A 16,947-nucleotide genomic window follows, 5' to 3' on the forward strand; every position below is an offset into this window, starting at 1 on the left:
CCGACTCCGGCCGTAACCGCAGTCACCGATACCATCGACACCTCGACCGTGACCCTCAGCGCCACGCCAAGCGTGACCGAAGGCGGCGTGGTCACCTACACCGCCACCGTCAGTTCGCCGGTTACCGGGGCCCCGCTGGTTATCAGCCTGCAGAACGGCCAATCGATCACCATCGGCGTCAACGAAACCTCCGGCTCGGTCAACTTCACGGCACCGAACAACGTCTACGCCACCAATACGGCACTGACCAACAGCATTACCGGCATGACCGGCGGTAACTTCGAGAAGCTGGTATCGACCGGCACGCCGACTACCGTGGTCAACGACAACCCGTCGAACCTGGACACCACCAACGTCACCCTGAGCGCCACACCGTCGGTGGATGAAGGCGGCCAGATCACCTACACCGCCAAGCTGTCCAACCCGGCCGGCAGCGCCATGACCGTCAGCCTGAGCAATGGCTCGACCATCTCCATCGCCAAAGGCATGAGCGAAGGCACGGTGACCGTCGATGCACCGAAGAACAGCGTCTACGTCGATGCCACCAGCGTCAGCACCACCATCACCGGCACCAGCGGCGGCGATTTCGAGAAGGTCAACGTCAGCAGCACTCCGGCGATCACCTCCATCACCGACACCATCGATACTTCGACCGTGACCCTGACCGCCACGCCGAGCGTGACCGAAGGCGGTGTGGTCACCTACACCGCCACCGTCAGCTCGCCGGTGACCGTGGCACCGCTGGTAGTCACCCTGGCCAACGGCCAGTCGATCACTATCCCGGTCAATGCCACCAGCGGTTCGGTGGACTTCACCGCGCCGAACAACGTCTACACCACCAACGCACCGCTGACCAACAGCATCACCGGCGTAACCGGCGGCAACTACGAGAAGCTGGTGACCGCTGGTGCGCCGAACACAGTGGTCAACGACAACCCGAACAACCTCGACACTACCGGGGTCAGCCTGACCGCCTCCGGCACCGTCCAGGAAGGCAGCCAGATCACCTACACCGCCAAACTGACCAACCCGGCCGGCAGCGCAATGACCGTCAGCCTGAGCAATGGCTCGACCATCTCCATCGCCAAGGGCATGAGCGAAGGCTCGGTGACCGTCGATGCGCCGAAGAACAGCGTGTATATCGACGCCGGCAATGTCAGCGCGACGATCAGCGGCACCAGTGGCGGCGACTTCGAGAAACTGTATATCAGCAGCACGCCCGCCGTGACGGCGGTCACCGATACGATCGACACCTCGACCGTGACCCTGACCGCCACGCCAAGCGTGGTCGAAGGCGGCGTGGTCACCTATACCGCCACCGTCACCTCGCCGGTGACCGTGGCACCGCTGGTCATCAGCCTGGCCAACGGCCAGTCCATCACCATCCCGGTCAATGCCACCAGCGGTACCGTGACCTACGTCGCGCCGAACAATGTGTATGCCACCAATACACCGCTGACCAACAGCATCACCGGCATGACCGGCGGCAACTACGAGAAGCTGGTGAGCACGGGCACGACCACCACCACGGTGACCGACAGCCCGTCGAACCTGGACACCACCAATGTCACCCTCACGGCGACCAACACCGTGCAGGAAGGCGGCCAGATCACCTACACCGCCAAGCTGTCCAACCCGGCCGGCTCGGCGATGACCGTGACCCTGAGCAACGGCTCGACCATCAACATCGCCAAGGGCCTGAGCGAAGGCTCGGTGACCGTCGATGCGCCGAAGAACAGCGTGTACGTCGATGCCACCAACGTCAGCACGAGCATCACCGCCACCACCGGCGGCGACTTCGAGAAGGTCAACGTCAGCTCGGCTCCGGCCGTGACTTCGGTCACCGATACCATCGACACCAGCACCGTGACCCTGAGTGCAACCCCGAGCGTGATCGAGGGCGGTACCGTGGTCTACACCGCTACCGTCAGCTCGCCGGTGACCGTTGCGCCGCTGGTCATCAGCCTGGCCAACGGCCAGTCGATCACCATCCCGGTCAATTCCACCAGCGGCTCGGTCAACTACACCGCACCGAACAACCCGTACACCAGCAACCCGACGCTGACCAACAGCATCACCGGCGTCAGTGGCGGCAACTTCGAGAAACTGGAAGCCTCCGGCACCACCACCACCACGGTCACCGACGGCCCGATCGACACCACCACCGTGAGCCTCAGCGCCACCGGCTCGGTACAGGAAGGCGGGCAGATCACCTACACCGCGACCCTGACCAACTCGGCAGCGTCGCCGGTAACCGTGACGCTGTCCAACGGCTCGACCATCGTTATCGGCAAGGACCAGCTGTCCAGCAGCATCACCCTGCCAGCACCGGCGGACACCCCGTACATCGACGCCAGCAGCATCAGCACGAAGATCACCGGTGCCAGCGGTGGCGGCTTCGAGAACCTGGCCTACAACGCCACGCCAGCGGTCACCCAGGTCACCGACACCAATACGCCGACCACCATCAGCATCAGCGGCAGCACGCTGGTGGCCGAGGGCGCGACCGGCAGCTACACCATCAACCTGAGCAACCCGTCGCAGTCGGCGGTCACCGTCAAGCTGAGCTATTCCGGCACCGCCACCAATGGCTCGGACTACACCGGCGTGACCACCGTGACCATCCCGGCCGGGGCGAACAAGGTCGACTTCACCATCCCGACCATCAAGGACCTGGTGACCGAAGGCACGGAACAGTTCACCGTCAAGATCGACTCGGCCACCGGCGGCAACTTCGAGAGCGTGGTGGTCAGCCCGACCCAGGGCAGCGTGACCACCTCGATCTACGAGCCGGCACCGGTCCTGGACCTGGACGCCAACAACTCCAGCGGTGCGACCGGTGCCGATTACCAGGTGACCTTCACCGAAGGCCAGCCGGGCGCCGGCGTGTCCATCGGCGATATCGACCTGAACATCACCGACTACGACAGCACGTTGATGACCGGGGCTACCGTGACCCTGACCAACCGCATGGCCGGCGATGCGCTGAACCTGGGCAACAGCGTGGGTGGCATCAGCATCAATGCGGTGAGCACCAACGACAAGGTCACCCTGGTCCTTAGCGGCCCGGCGTCGATCGCCGATTACATCCAGCGCCTGAAGAACATCACCTTCATCAACACCAGCGATGACCCAAGCAGCACACCACGGGTCATCACCGTGACGGTCACGGACGGGGTCAATACCTCGAACGTCGCCACCACCACGGTCAACGTGGTGCCGGTGAACGATGCACCGACCGCCGCCGGTGGCGAGATCACCGGCACCGAGGACACCGACCTGGCCCTGACCTGGTCCAGCCTGGGTGTCAGCGACCTGGACAACCTGCCGAGCGCGCTGGGCATCACCATCACCCAGCTGCCGGCCAACGGCACCCTGCAATACAAGGACGGCGCAACCTGGAAGACCCTGACCGCCGCCGACACCGGCAAGGTGTTCAGCAAGGCCGATATCGATGCGGGCAACCTGAAGTTCGTGCCGCAGGCCAACCAGTCGGGCATCAGCGCCAACGGCGGCTCCGGCGTGGGCAACCAGCAGGCCGACTATGCGCAGATCAAGTTCAAGCCGTACGACGGCAAGGACATGGGCAACGAAGCCACGCTGAAAGTCGATATCACCCCGGTCGCCGACCAGCCGACCCTGACCATCGGCAGCAACGCCGTGGCCTCGATCGGCCTGACCAAGGAGATCTACACCGGGCTGTCGGGCCTGGGCACCGACGGCAACGGCGCCAATGCCGCAACCCTGAAATCGGTGATCGACGCGGCGGCCGGCAAGGCGCAGTCCACCACCATCGCCACCAACGCCGCGGAAACCTCGGTGACGGCGGGCGTTGCCTCGAAGACGTCCGGCCTGATGTACATGGAGGCCGGCAGCACCTACAAATTCACCGGTACCGGTGACGACAGCCTGGCAGTGGTAGTGGGCGGCAAGGACGTGGCCAGCACCACCTGGGGCGCCGGCGGCCAGCTCAACGGCACCTTCACCCCGACCAAGAGCGGCTACTACACCGTCGAGATCTACCACTACAACCAGGCGGGCCCGGGCAGCTACGACGTCAACCTCTCGGTGAACGGCGGCGCGACCATCGACGTCAGCCAGGCCGGCACCGCGCTGTACCCGACCGTGGCGGCCCTGGCGGCAGCCGGCGTCACCGTTTCCGACCTGCACGGCAGCGGCGGCAAGGGTTACTACGACGGCTACAAGCTCAATGAAGGCGGCGAGAACGGCACGGTCAAACTGGTCGGCATCAGCTCGGCCCTGACCGACACCGACGGCTCGGAAACCCTGGCGGTCAAGCTCGGCGGCATCCCGGCCGGCTCGGTAATCAGCGACAACGCCGGCCACAGTGTCGCCGTGGGCAGCACCCTGGTAGACGTCACCGGCTGGAACCTCAACGCCCTGACCATCAAGCCACCGGCGTACTACTCCGGGACCTTCAACGTGTCGGTCAGCGCCATCGCCACCGAAAGCGTCAACGGCAGCAGCGCCACCACGCCGGGCAGCATCAAGGTCACGGTGTATGGCGACACCTACGCCACAGCGGTGAACGCCACCGCCGACAGCGACACCTGGACCGGTACCGACGGCAACGACCTCATCGCCGCCGACATCAACGGCCTGCACGTGGTCGCCGGGCAGAACTACAACCTGGCATTCATCGTCGACACCTCGGGCAGCATGAAGGACTCGGTGGACGCGGCGCAGAAAGCCCTGCAGTCGGTGTTCACCACCTTGTCCAACAGCGTCCAGGGCGCCAGCTCCGGCACGGTGAACATCCTCCTGGTGGACTTCGCCACCCAGGTCAAATCCACCGTATCGGTGAACCTGGCCGACAGCGGCGCGCTGCAGACCCTGAAAAACGCCCTGACGTCGATGTCGGCCAACGGCGGCACCAACTACGAGGACGCCTTCAAGACCACTGCGAACTGGTTCCAGGCCCTGAAGAACGCCGGTGTCACCGCGACCAACCAGACCTTCTTCATTACCGACGGCCAGCCGACCTACTACCAGACCGGCGAACGGGTGAACCCGACGCTGATCACCTACAGCGGCAGCAAGGCCAACCTGACGATGGACACCTACCTGTCGTCGATCAACTACAAGATCGGCCAGGTGGTGAATACCAACCTGGACAACAACAACTACCTGACCATCGACAGCAGCGGCAACCTCAACCTGTACAAGAACGGCAGCTGGTTCTCGTCGCTCAGTGGCACCCTGCATGCCCAGGGCGACGGTACCTACGAGTTGTCGAGCCTGGCCGGCCAGGGCAGCTATGCCGACACCGACACCATCAACAACTCGAAGAGCGCCTTCGCGGTACTCAAGGCGTTGTCGCCGAACATCGAGGCCATCGGTATCGGCAGCGACATCAACACCAGCGACCTGAAGCCATACGACTCCGACGGTGTGCCGCAAACCAACATCGACGCCAACAACCTGGCCAACGCCATCCTCGGCCACACCGAGGCGACCCTTCCGGGCAACGACACGGTCAATGCCGGCGATGGCAACGACATCGTGTTCGGCGACCTGATCCTGTTCCCGACCGTGTCCGGCAACGGCGTCGAAGCCCTGCAAAGCTACGTTGCGCAGCAGAAGGGCATCGATGTCAGCGCGGTGGACAGCAAGACCATGCACCAGTACGTCACCGAGCACATCAGCGAGTTCGACATCTCGCGTACCAGCGATGGCGACGACAAGCTGTTCGGCGGCGACGGCAACGACATTCTCTTCGGCCAGGGCGGCAACGACACGCTCGATGGCGGCAAGGGCAATGACATCCTGCTTGGCGGTACCGGCAACGACACCCTGCTCGGTGGCGAAGGCAACGACCTGCTGTTCGGCGGCAAGGGCAACGACACCCTGACCGGTGGTTCGGGTGCCGACACTTTCATCTGGCGGGCGGGGGATACCGGCAACGACATCATCAAGGACTTCAAGCCGGCCGAAGGTGACCGTCTCGACCTGAGCGACCTGCTCCAGGGCGAAAAGGCCAGCACCATCGACAATTACCTGAAGATCACCACGGTGAACGGCGAGTCGACCCTGCAGGTCAGTAGTGAAGGCAAGCTGAACGCAAGCGGCGGCATCGCCAATGCCGACGTAACGATCAAGCTGGAAGGGGTGAACTGGTCCAATACCTCGATCAACTCGTTGATCAGCGGTGCGGATCCGACCATCAAGATCGACCACAACAACAGCTGACAGCGGTTCCGACGCCGGCTCTGCGGAGCCGGCGGACGACGGCCGTTTTGCCTGATGCGTCGCGGCCAAGCATACTCATGCGCCGCGCGCTGCGCGCCTGGCCTAAGCTGCTGACGAGATGGATTCGACGAGACGAGGTAAAACCATGTTCTACGTGCAACGCGATGCGGCGGGCCAGTTACTCCGGGTCGAAGCGGTTGCCTTTGCCGAGGCCACGGAAATGCTGCCGGCCGATCACGCCGAGGTACTGGAGTGGTTCGCCGACGATGTGGTGGAGAACAGCCTCAAGCAGCTCAAGCAGAGCGACCTGGACATGATCCGGGTCCTGGAGGACCTGATCGACGTGCTGACCACCAAGGGCGTGATCAGCATCACCGACCTGCCACCGGGCGCCCAGGCCAAGCTGCTCAACCGCAACACCGCACGGGCCGCACTGGGCGGATTGAACAACCTGATCGATGAAGACGAGCAGGGCGGGTTGATCTGACTCACCGCGCTCCCTGTAGGTGTATGCGCTGTCGCGCAGAAAACAGTTCTAAAGCATCACTCAGTCCCTTGTGGGAGCGGGTTTACCCGCGATTGCCATAGTGACTTCACTACCGCAATCGCGGGTAAACCCGCTCCCACAGGGTCCGTATAGCTTCCAAAATCTTCTTCAGCGCCAGGGTGCCGGTTCGCCCACCAGGCGGCCTTGCACGCCCTGGATCTCCATTTCCCGAAGCACCTGCAACTCGCCTTCGGTTTCCACGCGCTCGGCGATCAGCGGCAGGTCGATACTGTGGGCTGCGCGCTGTATCGCCTCGATGAAGATGCGCTTGTGCTGTTCCTCGTCGATGGCGCGGATGTAGCTGCCGTCGATCTTCAGGTAGGCCAGGCCGAGGTGGGCAAGGTTGCCGATCATGCTGAAGCGACCGCCGAAATGCTGCAGGCTGAGGCTGAAGCCTAGCCCGCGCAGACGCCGGGTCAGCTGTTCCAGCACCGCCTGCTCGGGCAATTGCTCCTCGGCGATTTCCAGAGTCAGGCGCGGGCCGAGGCTGGCATGCTGGCCAAGCAGGTCGAAGACCTTCTGCAGGCTGGACGGGTTGGCCACGGTGGTTGCCGACAGGTTCAGCGCCAGCGAGCGGTCATGCCCGTGCATCTGCTTGAGCACCTTTTCCAGCATCAGCAGGTCAAGACGGGTTGCCCAGCCGAAGCGCTCCAGCGCCGGCAGGAAGCGGCCCGCGGCGATGGCTTCGCCACGCTCGTCGATCAATCGCGAGAGCACCTTGTAGTGCAGCACGCGATCGAGATGGTTGCTGTCCACCACCGGCTGGAAGAACAGTTCGAAGCGACCCTGGGCCAGGGCATGGTCCAGCAGCGTATGCCACTTCCGGTGGGTATCGCTGGCCTGGGTCGCAGAACCCTGCTCCAGGCACACCCACGACGGCTCCGGCTGGCTCTGGGCCCGGGCCAGGGCCTCATCGGCCAGTTGCAGCAAGGCCTTGGGCTCGTCACCCGGGCTGAACGGCGCCAGGCCGATGCAAGCCGAAGGCGTGACATCGGAAATCCCGCGCAGGCCGGCGTCCAGCGCCTCCGCCAGGCGAATGGCGTCGTCATGGCTCAGGCCTGGCGCAAGCACGGCGAATTCGCCACCACGGCTGCGGGTGATCAGGTTATTGGTTTCCGGGAAGCTGGCGCAGATGCCTTTCAGTTGCTGGCCGACCGCCTGCAACAGCTGGTCGGTACGCTGGCCGCCAAGACGCTGGTTGAGGCCGGCGAGGTCCTGCATGCGCAGCAACAGCAGGTAGCCGTCGCGGGCTTCTTCCAGGTTGCTGACCCGGGCATTCAACTGCATCTCGAAATAGCGCCGGTTGGCCAGCCCGGTGAGGCTGTCCTGGTAGGACTCGACCCGCAGCTTCTCGCTGCGCTCGGCCTGCTCCTGGTACAGCGCCTTGAGCTTCTCGACCATCTGGTTCATCGCCTGCACGACCCGGCGCAGCTCGGGCGTGCGCGGCAGGTCCGGAAGGCTGAGGAATTCGCGGCGGGCGATGGCGTGGGACTGTTCGACCATGTAGTCCAGCGGACGCAACTGGCGCCGCAGCAACAGGGCACCGGCAATTGCACTCAGCGCCCCGCACAGCAGCAGCCAGCCAAGGCTGCCAAGGGCGCTTTGCCACAGCTTGGCGAGGGCAAACATCGGGTGGCTGACCACCTCGACCCGCGCCGCCTGCTGCCAACCGCGCATGACAATGGCATCGCCACCGGCCGCTTCCAGGCCGATCAGCTTGATGAACCACTGCGGCACTCCACCCGGGTCAGGGTCGGCATGGCGCTCCACCAGTACCGCATTGGAGCCGAGATCGACCACACGGATGCTGGCGTAGTAACCACTGTCGAAGATCGAGCTGACCATCAGCTCGACCATCGCCGGGTCATCCAGGTTCGGCGTCAACGAAAGCGCCAGTGCCGTAGCGGCATCCTGGGCATGCGAGCGCAACTGATTGACGTACTGGCTGCGCGAGCTTTCCAGGCTGACCATGAAGCTGCCACTGAAAGCGACCACCAGGAACAGGCAGATGGCGAGCAACAATTGTTTGAACAGTGACATCGGAGCTCCTCAGTAGACCGGCTCGGCAGGGAATCCCTCCGCCTGCATCTTTTTCAACAGATCCTGCCAACGCGACAGGCGCTTGGTATCGCCGACTTTCTTGTTTCCCGTCGCGCCGGTCAGCCACAAGCCCTCGCCATTGAAGGCGTAGACCGGCAGCAGGTCGGGACGCTGGCTGGCCGGCTTGATTGCATTCATCAGGCTATCGAGGACCAGGGGCATGGCGTCAGGGCTGGAATAGTAGGTCAGAACCATGTGCGCACGGTTCTGCCGCAGGGCCTTGACGTAGGTGATGCGCAATTTGTCGGCGGCAACGCCGAGGCGGCGCAGGCTGAAGTACTTGGCGATGGCGTAATCCTCGCAGTCGCCGGCGCCCTTGATCAGCGACTGGATCGGCGTGGCCCAGTAATCGACCTCGTGCCACAGGTCGATATCCTCTTCGTAGCGCAACTGGCGGTTGAAGAACTGGTTCACCACCTGCAGCTTCTGCGCCTCGTCGAGTTGCTTCTGCGTTGCCAGCAGTTGCTGCCAGGCGTCGATGCGCTGCTGGCCCGCGCCAAGCGGGCCATACAGGGCAGCGGCCTTGCGGCTGATCTGGGAAAAATCCCAGTCCGCGCGCAAGCCGCCCAGCAACGCCAGGCCAAGCAGCAGGGCGAATCCCACCCGGCGCATGGTCAGAAAAATGGCCCAACGTATCGCCAAGGCAGACTGTCCGCGAAATCCCTGGAAAGGACGATGGTGCCGCCAGGCCCCGGAAAAAACAATCAGCGCCGGACAATCATTGCGCCATCACCTTTCAGGGTGTCCGACAATCGGTTGGCGCCCGGCCCGGCGCACCACTTTCATTCCCGTTAAAGTTCATTCAGGATTAGCGCCGGTCCAGCCACAGGCCCTTGCCGGCGTGAGGCGAAACGATTCTGCCAACGGCATGGCCGGCACGGTTTGACAAGCAGCGAACCCCTCACTAGCGTGATTGGATCCAATCCGCACCGAATGCAGGACAACACCAGCGTGGCCGCTAGAACCAAACTCCTCAGCAGCATCCTGGGTAACGAACAGGTCCCCGCGCACCTGGCTCGCAGCGTGATCGAAGAACGTTTGCGCAGCGCCATACTCGACGGACGCCTGGCGCCGGGCATGGCGATCCGCCAACAGGAACTGGCAACCCTGTTCGGGGTCAGCCGCATGCCGGTTCGCGAGGCGCTGCGTCAGCTGGAAGCCCAAGAGCTGCTGACGGTGGTGGCGCACAAGGGCGCAGTAGTCGCCCCGCTGATCGGCGAGGACGCAGTAGAAGCCTACGAGCTGCGCACCATGCTGGAAAGCGAAGCCCTGCGCCAGTCGATTCCCCTGCTCGGCCCTGAAGACATCGCCCAGGCACGCGGCTATATCCAATTGCTGGAGAACGAAACCCGGCACGCCGAGATCGGACGCCTGAACCGTCTGTTTCATATGAGCCTTTACACCAAGGCGCACAACAGGAAGCTGCTGCGTCTGATCGACAACGAACTGCTGCAGGAAGAACGCTTCCTGCGCTTTCACCTGTCTTCCATGGGCCTGGGCAAGCTGACCCAGGACGATCACAACGGCCTGGTCGATGCCGCCGAGGCCAAGGCCATCGAGGATGCCGTGGCCATCCTGCACCGCCACCTCGACAAGGCGATGCGCACCATTCGCGACTATCTGGGCAAGACCGCCCGGTAAGCGTTTCTCTCCCCCGCTTCCCACGCCCGCTTCGCCCGGCCATGACAGGCTGGGCGTTTTCTGCACACTCTAGTTCGAGCAAGTGACCGATCGATCGGCTGCGGCACGGCCCTGGTCGCCTGCACGAATTGCAACCAGCAGAAGGAGCGCGCCCGGGCGAGGGCCGATTGCGATCAACCGCCCCAATAAAGAATCCAGTCCGTTCGTTAATTTCCGGAAAGTGCCCGGAGTGAGGCATTCACTCATTATCAACTTACTTTGGCGCTTATTAGCCGAAGCGGGAACTTTCATCCAAATAAAACAACGTTCACTTGTTTTAATGAACGCGCTCAACTTACGAAAATCAGCGGAAACATTATATTTGCAAATAACTTGCGAAAAACTTTCAAGTTGCCTTAGCTTCTACTCGCCGGGCATCAAGCCGGCTCCACGAGAGCATCAATCCCCTAGCCTGCTGGTTGTAAATCCCAGGGCGCCCCTTCGCCCGGATTAATAATCAGCGCACAACTTTCGGCTGCCACCAGGTCATTCAAGGAACTTGCAATGAACAGTCTCGAACCGCTGTTGCATGAAAAGAAAACCGAACTGGCGAACCACCCGATCTTCGCTGAAATCCATTCGCTTCCGGTACTTCGTAGCTTTATGGAAACCCATGTTTATGCCGTCTGGGATTTCATGTCGCTGACCAAGCGCCTGCAGCAAGAGCTGACCTGCATCCGCTTGCCCTGGCTGCCGCCACGCGATCCGGAGGCCGCGCGACTGATCAACGAAATCGTATTGGGCGAGGAGTCGGATGATCGCCTCGATCGAGGCCACTACAGCCATTTCGAGTTGTATCTGGATGCGATGCGCGAGGTCGGTGCCTGCACCGTCGGCATCGAGCGTTTCGTCGCGCTGCAGCGAGAAGGTATGCCTCATCGCGCCGCACTGCACCACGCGGGCGCCAGCGAAGCGGCCCGGGAGTTTGTCGGGCAAACCCTGGACATCGCCTTGAATGCCCCGGCACATGCCGTGGCTGCAGCCTTCCTGCATGGACGGGAGAGCGTGATTCCCACCATGTTCCAGCGCATTCTCGATGACTGGGGAATCACCGGCAGCCAGGCGCCGACCTTCCGCTATTACCTGCAACGGCACATCGAGGTGGACTCTGAGGATCACGGGCCGGCAGCCGGGCAGTTGCTGGCACGCCTGGTCGGCGACGATCCCCAACGCGAGCGGGAAACGTACGAGGCTGCGATCGCTGCGGTGGAAAGCCGATTGGCATTCTGGGATCGGCTGCGTCTGTCGATGCATCAGGAAGTCGCCGAGGCCAGCGTATGAACAGTCTCGACTATCAGTCCTTTTCCGACACCTGGGAAGACCGGGCCACCATCCGCACTCGCCCCCGGCGCCTGGTGGAAGACGATCATCGCCTGCTCTATCCGTTGAGCCGGCTCCCCCTGGTACTGACTGCAACCTTCCAGAACGAATGCGCGCACCTGCGCGACTTCGCCCTCGCACAGGGGCTCTACAAGTTCATCAACGACGTGGTGATCTTCGAGACCGAGATCGTTGACCGCACCGCCCGCGCCATTGCCAAGGACCGCTTCGCCGTGCGCTTTCCCCCGGCCTGTCGCTACGACGCCATGACCGTGGTAGTGGACGAGGATTATCACGCCCTGGTGGCGATGGACTTCATGCAGCAGGCCATTGCCCTGACCGGCATCCAACCGGTGATCCTGCCGACCGAGATCGAGTTGAGCCGGGCCATTCCGGCCGCGCTGGCGCTGGTTCCCGAGCGGTTGCGCGACGCCGTCGAGCTGATCTGCGTAGCCATTGCGGAAAATACCCTGACCAACGACGTCGCCGCCTTTGCCCGGGACGACAGCGTCAAGCCGTCGATCAAGGGGCTGATGGCCGACCATCTGCTCGACGAGGGGCGTCATTCCACCTTCTGGGCACGCTTGACCCGGATCTATTGGAGCCAGGCGCCGGAGGCGGATCGCCAACTGATCGCCGGGGTACTGCCGGTGTTCATTGCGCATTACCTGACCAACGAGATCCAGAAGTCGTTCGACCTGCAATTGATCGAAGCGCTGGATATCGCAAGGCCGGTCGCTGCAGCACTGCGGGAGGAGGTGGCCAGCATGGCTTGGCCGATTGGTCATCAGCATCCGTTGCTGGGAAACATCCTGCGTTTTTTCAGAAACAGCTCACTGCTCGATACACCGTGTGTGCAAGAAGCGCTGGCCGGCTACCTGCCATCGGCAAGGAGGGAGTCATGAAACGCCTGAAGATTGTGCTGGCCGGCAGTAGCCAGGCCTTGGGCATGCTGCATTCGCAGCTGGAGGAACATGGTCATGTGGTAAAGCTGGCTAACGGTCAGGAGGCACTTGCTGGCCACACCTCGGCCAGGCCCGACCTGGTGATCGAAGACGGCAGCCGCGAGCTGCCGGACTTCGGCGGCTGTGCAGTTCTTGGCCTGCGGGTTGGCAGCAGCACACCGGTCGCCGGAAAACTGCCCGAGCTGGAGTTGCTGTATTGGGCAGGTACGGCGCAGGCACAGCGGCTGATCGATCGTCAGCCGCTGGAGCAGGAAGTTTCAGGCAATGGCCAGGCTCTGCGTATGAGGGCGCTGAAGGCGTTGCAGGAGCGGGCGGCATTGCATGTCAGTCGCCTCTCACGCTACCCGGATCATTTCCGCGAGATCCAGGCCAGTGAGCCGATGCGCCAGGCCCATGAGCATGCCTTGGATTGGCTGGAAAAGCTGGCGTGGATGCATGTCTTCAACCGTGACCTGGAACAAGGGTTACTGCTGGCAAGCACAACCCCAGTGATCGTGCGACTGGAACAAAGCCTGCTGGAACATGCGCGGCTGCCGGCGCTGAATTTCGATGGACAGCGCTTCAGCTATGCCCACCTGCACGGGCAAGCGTCGGCCATACAGGCTCGGTTACTGCCGTTGCTGAGCGGGAAGGCACCGGTGGTTGCCGTGTGCCTACCGAAATCGGTGGGGCTATATGCCAGCTTGCTGGCGGTACTGGGTTGCGGGGCGATTTATCTGCCTCTGGATCCGGAAACGCCTGTCGAACGCTTGCGCTTCATTCTGAGCAACGCCCAGGCCAGCGTGCTGATCCATGATGCAACGAGCACGGCACTTGCCGGTGCAGTTCCGACGCTGGATCTGGGCCATCTGCCGGAGCGGACGGAAGGGGCCGGCCTGGTCAGGACGAGGCCGGACACCGATGCGCCCTGCATCGCGATCTATACCTCCGGCACTACCGGCCAGCCCAAGGGCGTAGTGCTCAGCCAGGGCAATATCAGCCACTTCCAGGCCTGGTACAGCGCCCATGTGCGGCTCACACCGAACAGCCGCGTGTTGCAGTTTTCCACCATCAATTTCGATGCCTCGCTCCTCGACATCCTGCCGACATTGGTCTGCGGAGCGGAACTGGTGGTACCGAACGAGCAACAGCGGCGGGATCCGGCAAGCCTGGAGGCGCTGATTCGGCAGCAGGAGGTGACCCACGCATTCCTGCCCCCTGCCCTGCTCAGCCTGCTGACGCTGGAAAGCACCAGCCTGGAACATCTGGTCAGCGGAGGCGATGTCTGCGAGCCAGCCGTGGTGGAGCGGCTGGCCGGGCGCTTTCGCTTCCACAATATCTACGGCCCGACCGAGACCACGGTGCTGGCCACTACCCGGGTGTTCGCGCCGGGAGACAGCGTGCGCAACCTCGGGATGCCGATCAGCAACAGCCGGGTGTTCCTGCTCGACGAACAGCTGCAGCCGGTGCCGGAGGGTAGCCGCGGCGAGCTGTATATCGGCGGGCCTGGTGTCGGCTTGGGTTACCTGAACAATCCAGCGCTGAGCGAAGAACGCTTCATTAGCCTCGAACTGCCCGACGGCGAACGGATCAGGCTGTACCGCACCGGCGATCTGGCCAGATGGACTGCCACAGGTATCGAAATCTGTGGGCGCCGGGACAACCAGGTGAAAATCCGCGGGTTCCGTGTCGAACCCGAGGAAATCGAGCATTGCCTGCGCGGGAGCCGTCTATTCGGCCAGGTCGCGGTTGTGATCGACGAGCAACGTCGGGTGTTGGCCTTTCTCGCGCAGCCGAAGGAGGCCGAGGCGCCTGACCGGCTGCGTCTGTATGCCCAACAGCATCTGCCCGACTATATGCGGCCATCGGTCTACCAAGAGCTTGCACAGATGCCCTACACTGCCAACGGCAAAATCGACCGTCGGGCGTTGTTGGGTCTGTCAGTGGCTACTGGAGGAAACGGGCAGCGTCGGCCTCCTGCCAGCGCTCTGGAGGCGCGTTTGCTGGGCTTGTGGAGCGAGCTGCTGGAGTTGCCAGTCGAGGAGATTTCCACCGATGACAGCTTCTTCAACCTCGGTGGACATTCGATCCTGCTGTCGCGCCTGCTATTGGCGATTCGTGAGCATTTCGGTCAAGGCATTCCGATAAATCGCTTCATCGAAGAGCCGACACTGCAGCGCCTGGGCGCATTGCTCAGTGGGGCGCGAATCAGTAATGGTGTCGTCCATCCGCAAGCGTTGGCAGATGCCGCCCGTGCGATCGAATTACAAGCACTACCGATGGAAAGGCTTGGTGATGTGCACCGGGTGATAGTGACCGGGGCAAACAGTTTTCTCGGTGTACATATCGTCGCAGCGCTGCTGGATTGGGGTGCAACGGAAGTAGCGTGCCTGGTTAGACGTGGACCGGACACCAGTGCTGCCGAACGCTTTGCCCAGGCGGTCAGCGAGAATCGCATCAATGGCCTGGACTGGCGGCGCATCCGCGTGCTGGAAGCCGATTTGCGACGGCCGAAGCTGGGCCTGAGCGACGCCGACCATGAAGACCTGGATCGTCGCTACGGTGCACTTATCCACAATGCGGCCCAGGTTAACCACGTGCTGGATTACCCGGCGCTGGCAGCGGACAACGTCGAGCCGCTCTTCGAGTGCTTGCGCCTGTGCGAGGGGCGTACCAAGAAGATTTTCAATTTCGTCTCCACCCTGTCTGCTTGCAGCGCCAGGGATGGAAACGGTCGCGTGCTGGAACAACCGCCCGCTGCAACTCCGCCACTGTATATCCGCAACGGCTACAACCTGAGCAAATGGGTGGGCGAGCGCATTCTTCAGCGCGCGCAGGAGCAAGGTGTCTGGGTGAACCTGTTTCGCCCGGGGAACATCACTTTCAACAGCCGCAGTGGCGTCTCACAGCCGCAAAAGAACCGTCTGATGTTGATGCTCAAGGGCTCACTGCAACTGGGTCAGGTGCCGGCACTGGATCTTCAGTTCGATCTGATGCCGGTGGACTTCCTGGCTCGCTTCATCGCCTTCCACGCCAGCCGTTATCGCGCTGGACAGGCCGTGTTCCACCTTCATAACCCGGAGCCTCTTCACTGGGCGCGCTATGTCGCGGCATTTCGTGATGCCGGGCGAAGCTTCGAGCTGGTCAGCGTGGCGCAGTGGCAGCTCCAACTACAGCAGGTCGATCGCGACAACGCGCTGTTTGACGTTCTCGGCTTTTATCTCGACGGGTTCGAGGAAGACATCGGCGACATCTCACTGATCGAGCATGCCAATGCACGCGATGGCGTGCACTTGATGGGCGAGCGCTATCCGGAGAAAAGCCCTGCCCTGCTTGAGCTTGGCTGCCGCTACCTGCGGGAAATCCGCTTCATCTGATTCACCACCCAGAGGGCAACATCATGCGAGTACTGAAACCCGACACGCTGATCCGCAATCCGCAAGGCTGCCTGGTCGTGTCCCAGGTCGATATCGAAGCACCGGCAAGCAATACCTGGCGTATCGTTGGCAATTTCGCCGGGTTCGCCGTGTTCATACCGGCACTCAGCCACATCGAGATGACGGGTACTGGCGTGCGTTCGATCCGCAAGAAGTTCTTCAAAGACAACAACTTCGTGATCGAGCAACTGAACTCGAGGGATGAGCAGGCGATGTACATGACCTGGAGCCTGATTCATACCAGCCTGAATATCGGCAATCTATGGGCGGCCATGGAGGTTAAGGATCTGGATAACAACCGCAGCCGGGCTATATGGACCATCCAGGGCGAGCCATGGGAGGGCGGCCCGGAGGCGCTCCCGGCGTTTCAGGCCTTTCTGCAGAAGTTTGCCGACGACGCCATGAACAATGTGCGCAATCTGCTGACCTAGGCCCTGAAAAGACAAAACCCCTGTCTGCAATGCAGACAGGGGTTTCGGAATGAATCTTGACGATGACCTACTCTCACATGGAGAAGCTCCACACTACCATCGGCGATGCGTCGTTTCACTACTGAGTTCGGGATGGGATCAGGTGGTTCCAACGCTCTATGGTCGTCAAGAAATTCTGTGTGCCGTTCCGTCATCAAGCGACGGCGCAGCGAAATCCTGGTACTTCTACTAAAAGACAAAACCCCTACCTGCATACGCAGATAGGGGTTTCGGAATTT

The 16,947-nt window shown here is 62.3% G+C and carries 9 protein-coding genes and 1 rRNA gene; 7 read left to right on the plus strand and 3 right to left on the minus strand.

Annotated features, from left to right (window positions below; genetic code table 11):
• Positions 1-6,210, plus strand: a 6,210-nt coding sequence (locus ACKLLE_RS26805) for an immunoglobulin-like domain-containing protein (RefSeq protein ID WP_474198473.1), incomplete at its 5' end; no start/stop codon positions are given.
• Between the two features lie 145 nt (positions 6,211-6,355).
• Positions 6,356-6,697, plus strand: coding sequence for a hypothetical protein (locus tag ACKLLE_RS26810; RefSeq protein WP_009407649.1), 342 nt, complete (start codon positions 6,356-6,358; stop codon positions 6,695-6,697).
• Positions 6,698-6,865: 168 nt separating this feature from the next.
• Here the strand turns inward: ACKLLE_RS26810 and lapD are convergent, their stop codons facing one another.
• Together lapD and lapG are read right to left on the minus strand one after the other, a co-directional pair.
• Positions 6,866-8,797, minus strand: a complete 1,932-nt coding sequence (lapD, locus tag ACKLLE_RS26815) for a cyclic di-GMP receptor LapD (protein ID WP_420059567.1) — start codon at positions 8,795-8,797, stop codon at positions 6,866-6,868.
• 9 nt (positions 8,798-8,806) lie between these two features.
• On the minus strand, positions 8,807-9,469 hold the full coding sequence (gene lapG, locus ACKLLE_RS26820; RefSeq protein WP_420059571.1) for a cysteine protease LapG: 663 nt from the start codon (positions 9,467-9,469) through the stop codon (positions 8,807-8,809).
• A 321-nt stretch (positions 9,470-9,790) separates the two neighbouring features.
• Here lapG and ACKLLE_RS26825 point away from each other — a divergent pair, with 321 nt between their 5' ends.
• From ACKLLE_RS26825 to ACKLLE_RS26845, 5 genes are all read left to right on the plus strand, one after another.
• A complete protein-coding gene (locus ACKLLE_RS26825; protein ID WP_420059568.1) occupies positions 9,791-10,498 on the plus strand; it encodes a GntR family transcriptional regulator in 708 nt (235 codons plus the stop codon).
• A 543-nt stretch (positions 10,499-11,041) separates the two neighbouring features.
• The gene (locus ACKLLE_RS26830; protein WP_420059569.1) at positions 11,042-11,818 is read left to right on the plus strand and encodes a DUF3050 domain-containing protein; all 777 of its coding nucleotides are present in this window, start codon (positions 11,042-11,044) and stop codon (positions 11,816-11,818) included.
• Positions 11,815-12,762, plus strand: coding sequence for a diiron oxygenase (locus ACKLLE_RS26835; protein WP_420059570.1), 948 nt, complete (start codon positions 11,815-11,817; stop codon positions 12,760-12,762). The genes ACKLLE_RS26830 and ACKLLE_RS26835 overlap by 4 nt, the downstream gene beginning before the upstream one ends.
• Positions 12,759-16,178, plus strand: coding sequence for an amino acid adenylation domain-containing protein (locus ACKLLE_RS26840; RefSeq protein ID WP_420059572.1), 3,420 nt, complete (start codon positions 12,759-12,761; stop codon positions 16,176-16,178). The genes ACKLLE_RS26835 and ACKLLE_RS26840 overlap by 4 nt, the downstream gene beginning before the upstream one ends.
• 23 nt (positions 16,179-16,201) lie before the next feature.
• On the plus strand, positions 16,202-16,669 hold the full coding sequence (locus tag ACKLLE_RS26845; protein WP_064304366.1) for an SRPBCC family protein: 468 nt from the start codon (positions 16,202-16,204) through the stop codon (positions 16,667-16,669).
• A 54-nt stretch (positions 16,670-16,723) separates the two neighbouring features.
• Here the strand turns inward: ACKLLE_RS26845 and rrf are convergent.
• Positions 16,724-16,839: ribosomal RNA gene (gene rrf / locus ACKLLE_RS26850) — 5S ribosomal RNA — on the minus strand.
• Positions 16,840-16,947: the final 108 nt, after the last annotated feature.

Source organism: Pseudomonas bharatica (assembly GCF_048586865.1).
Taxonomy (GTDB): Bacteria; Pseudomonadota; Gammaproteobacteria; order Pseudomonadales; family Pseudomonadaceae; genus Aquipseudomonas; species Aquipseudomonas bharatica.

Coding starts and splice junctions, on each gene's coding strand:
- ACKLLE_RS26845 (WP_064304366.1), top strand. CDS start 16,202: ATGCGAGTACTGAAACCCGACACGCTGATCCGCAATCCGCAAGGCTGC.
- lapG (WP_420059571.1), bottom strand. CDS start 9,469: ATGCGCCGGGTGGGATTCGCCCTGCTGCTTGGCCTGGCGTTGCTGGGC.
- ACKLLE_RS26840 (WP_420059572.1), top strand. CDS start 12,759: ATGAAACGCCTGAAGATTGTGCTGGCCGGCAGTAGCCAGGCCTTGGGC.
- ACKLLE_RS26810 (WP_009407649.1), top strand. CDS start 6,356: ATGTTCTACGTGCAACGCGATGCGGCGGGCCAGTTACTCCGGGTCGAA.
- ACKLLE_RS26825 (WP_420059568.1), top strand. CDS start 9,791: ATGCAGGACAACACCAGCGTGGCCGCTAGAACCAAACTCCTCAGCAGC.
- lapD (WP_420059567.1), bottom strand. CDS start 8,797: ATGTCACTGTTCAAACAATTGTTGCTCGCCATCTGCCTGTTCCTGGTG.
- ACKLLE_RS26830 (WP_420059569.1), top strand. CDS start 11,042: ATGAACAGTCTCGAACCGCTGTTGCATGAAAAGAAAACCGAACTGGCG.
- ACKLLE_RS26835 (WP_420059570.1), top strand. CDS start 11,815: ATGAACAGTCTCGACTATCAGTCCTTTTCCGACACCTGGGAAGACCGG.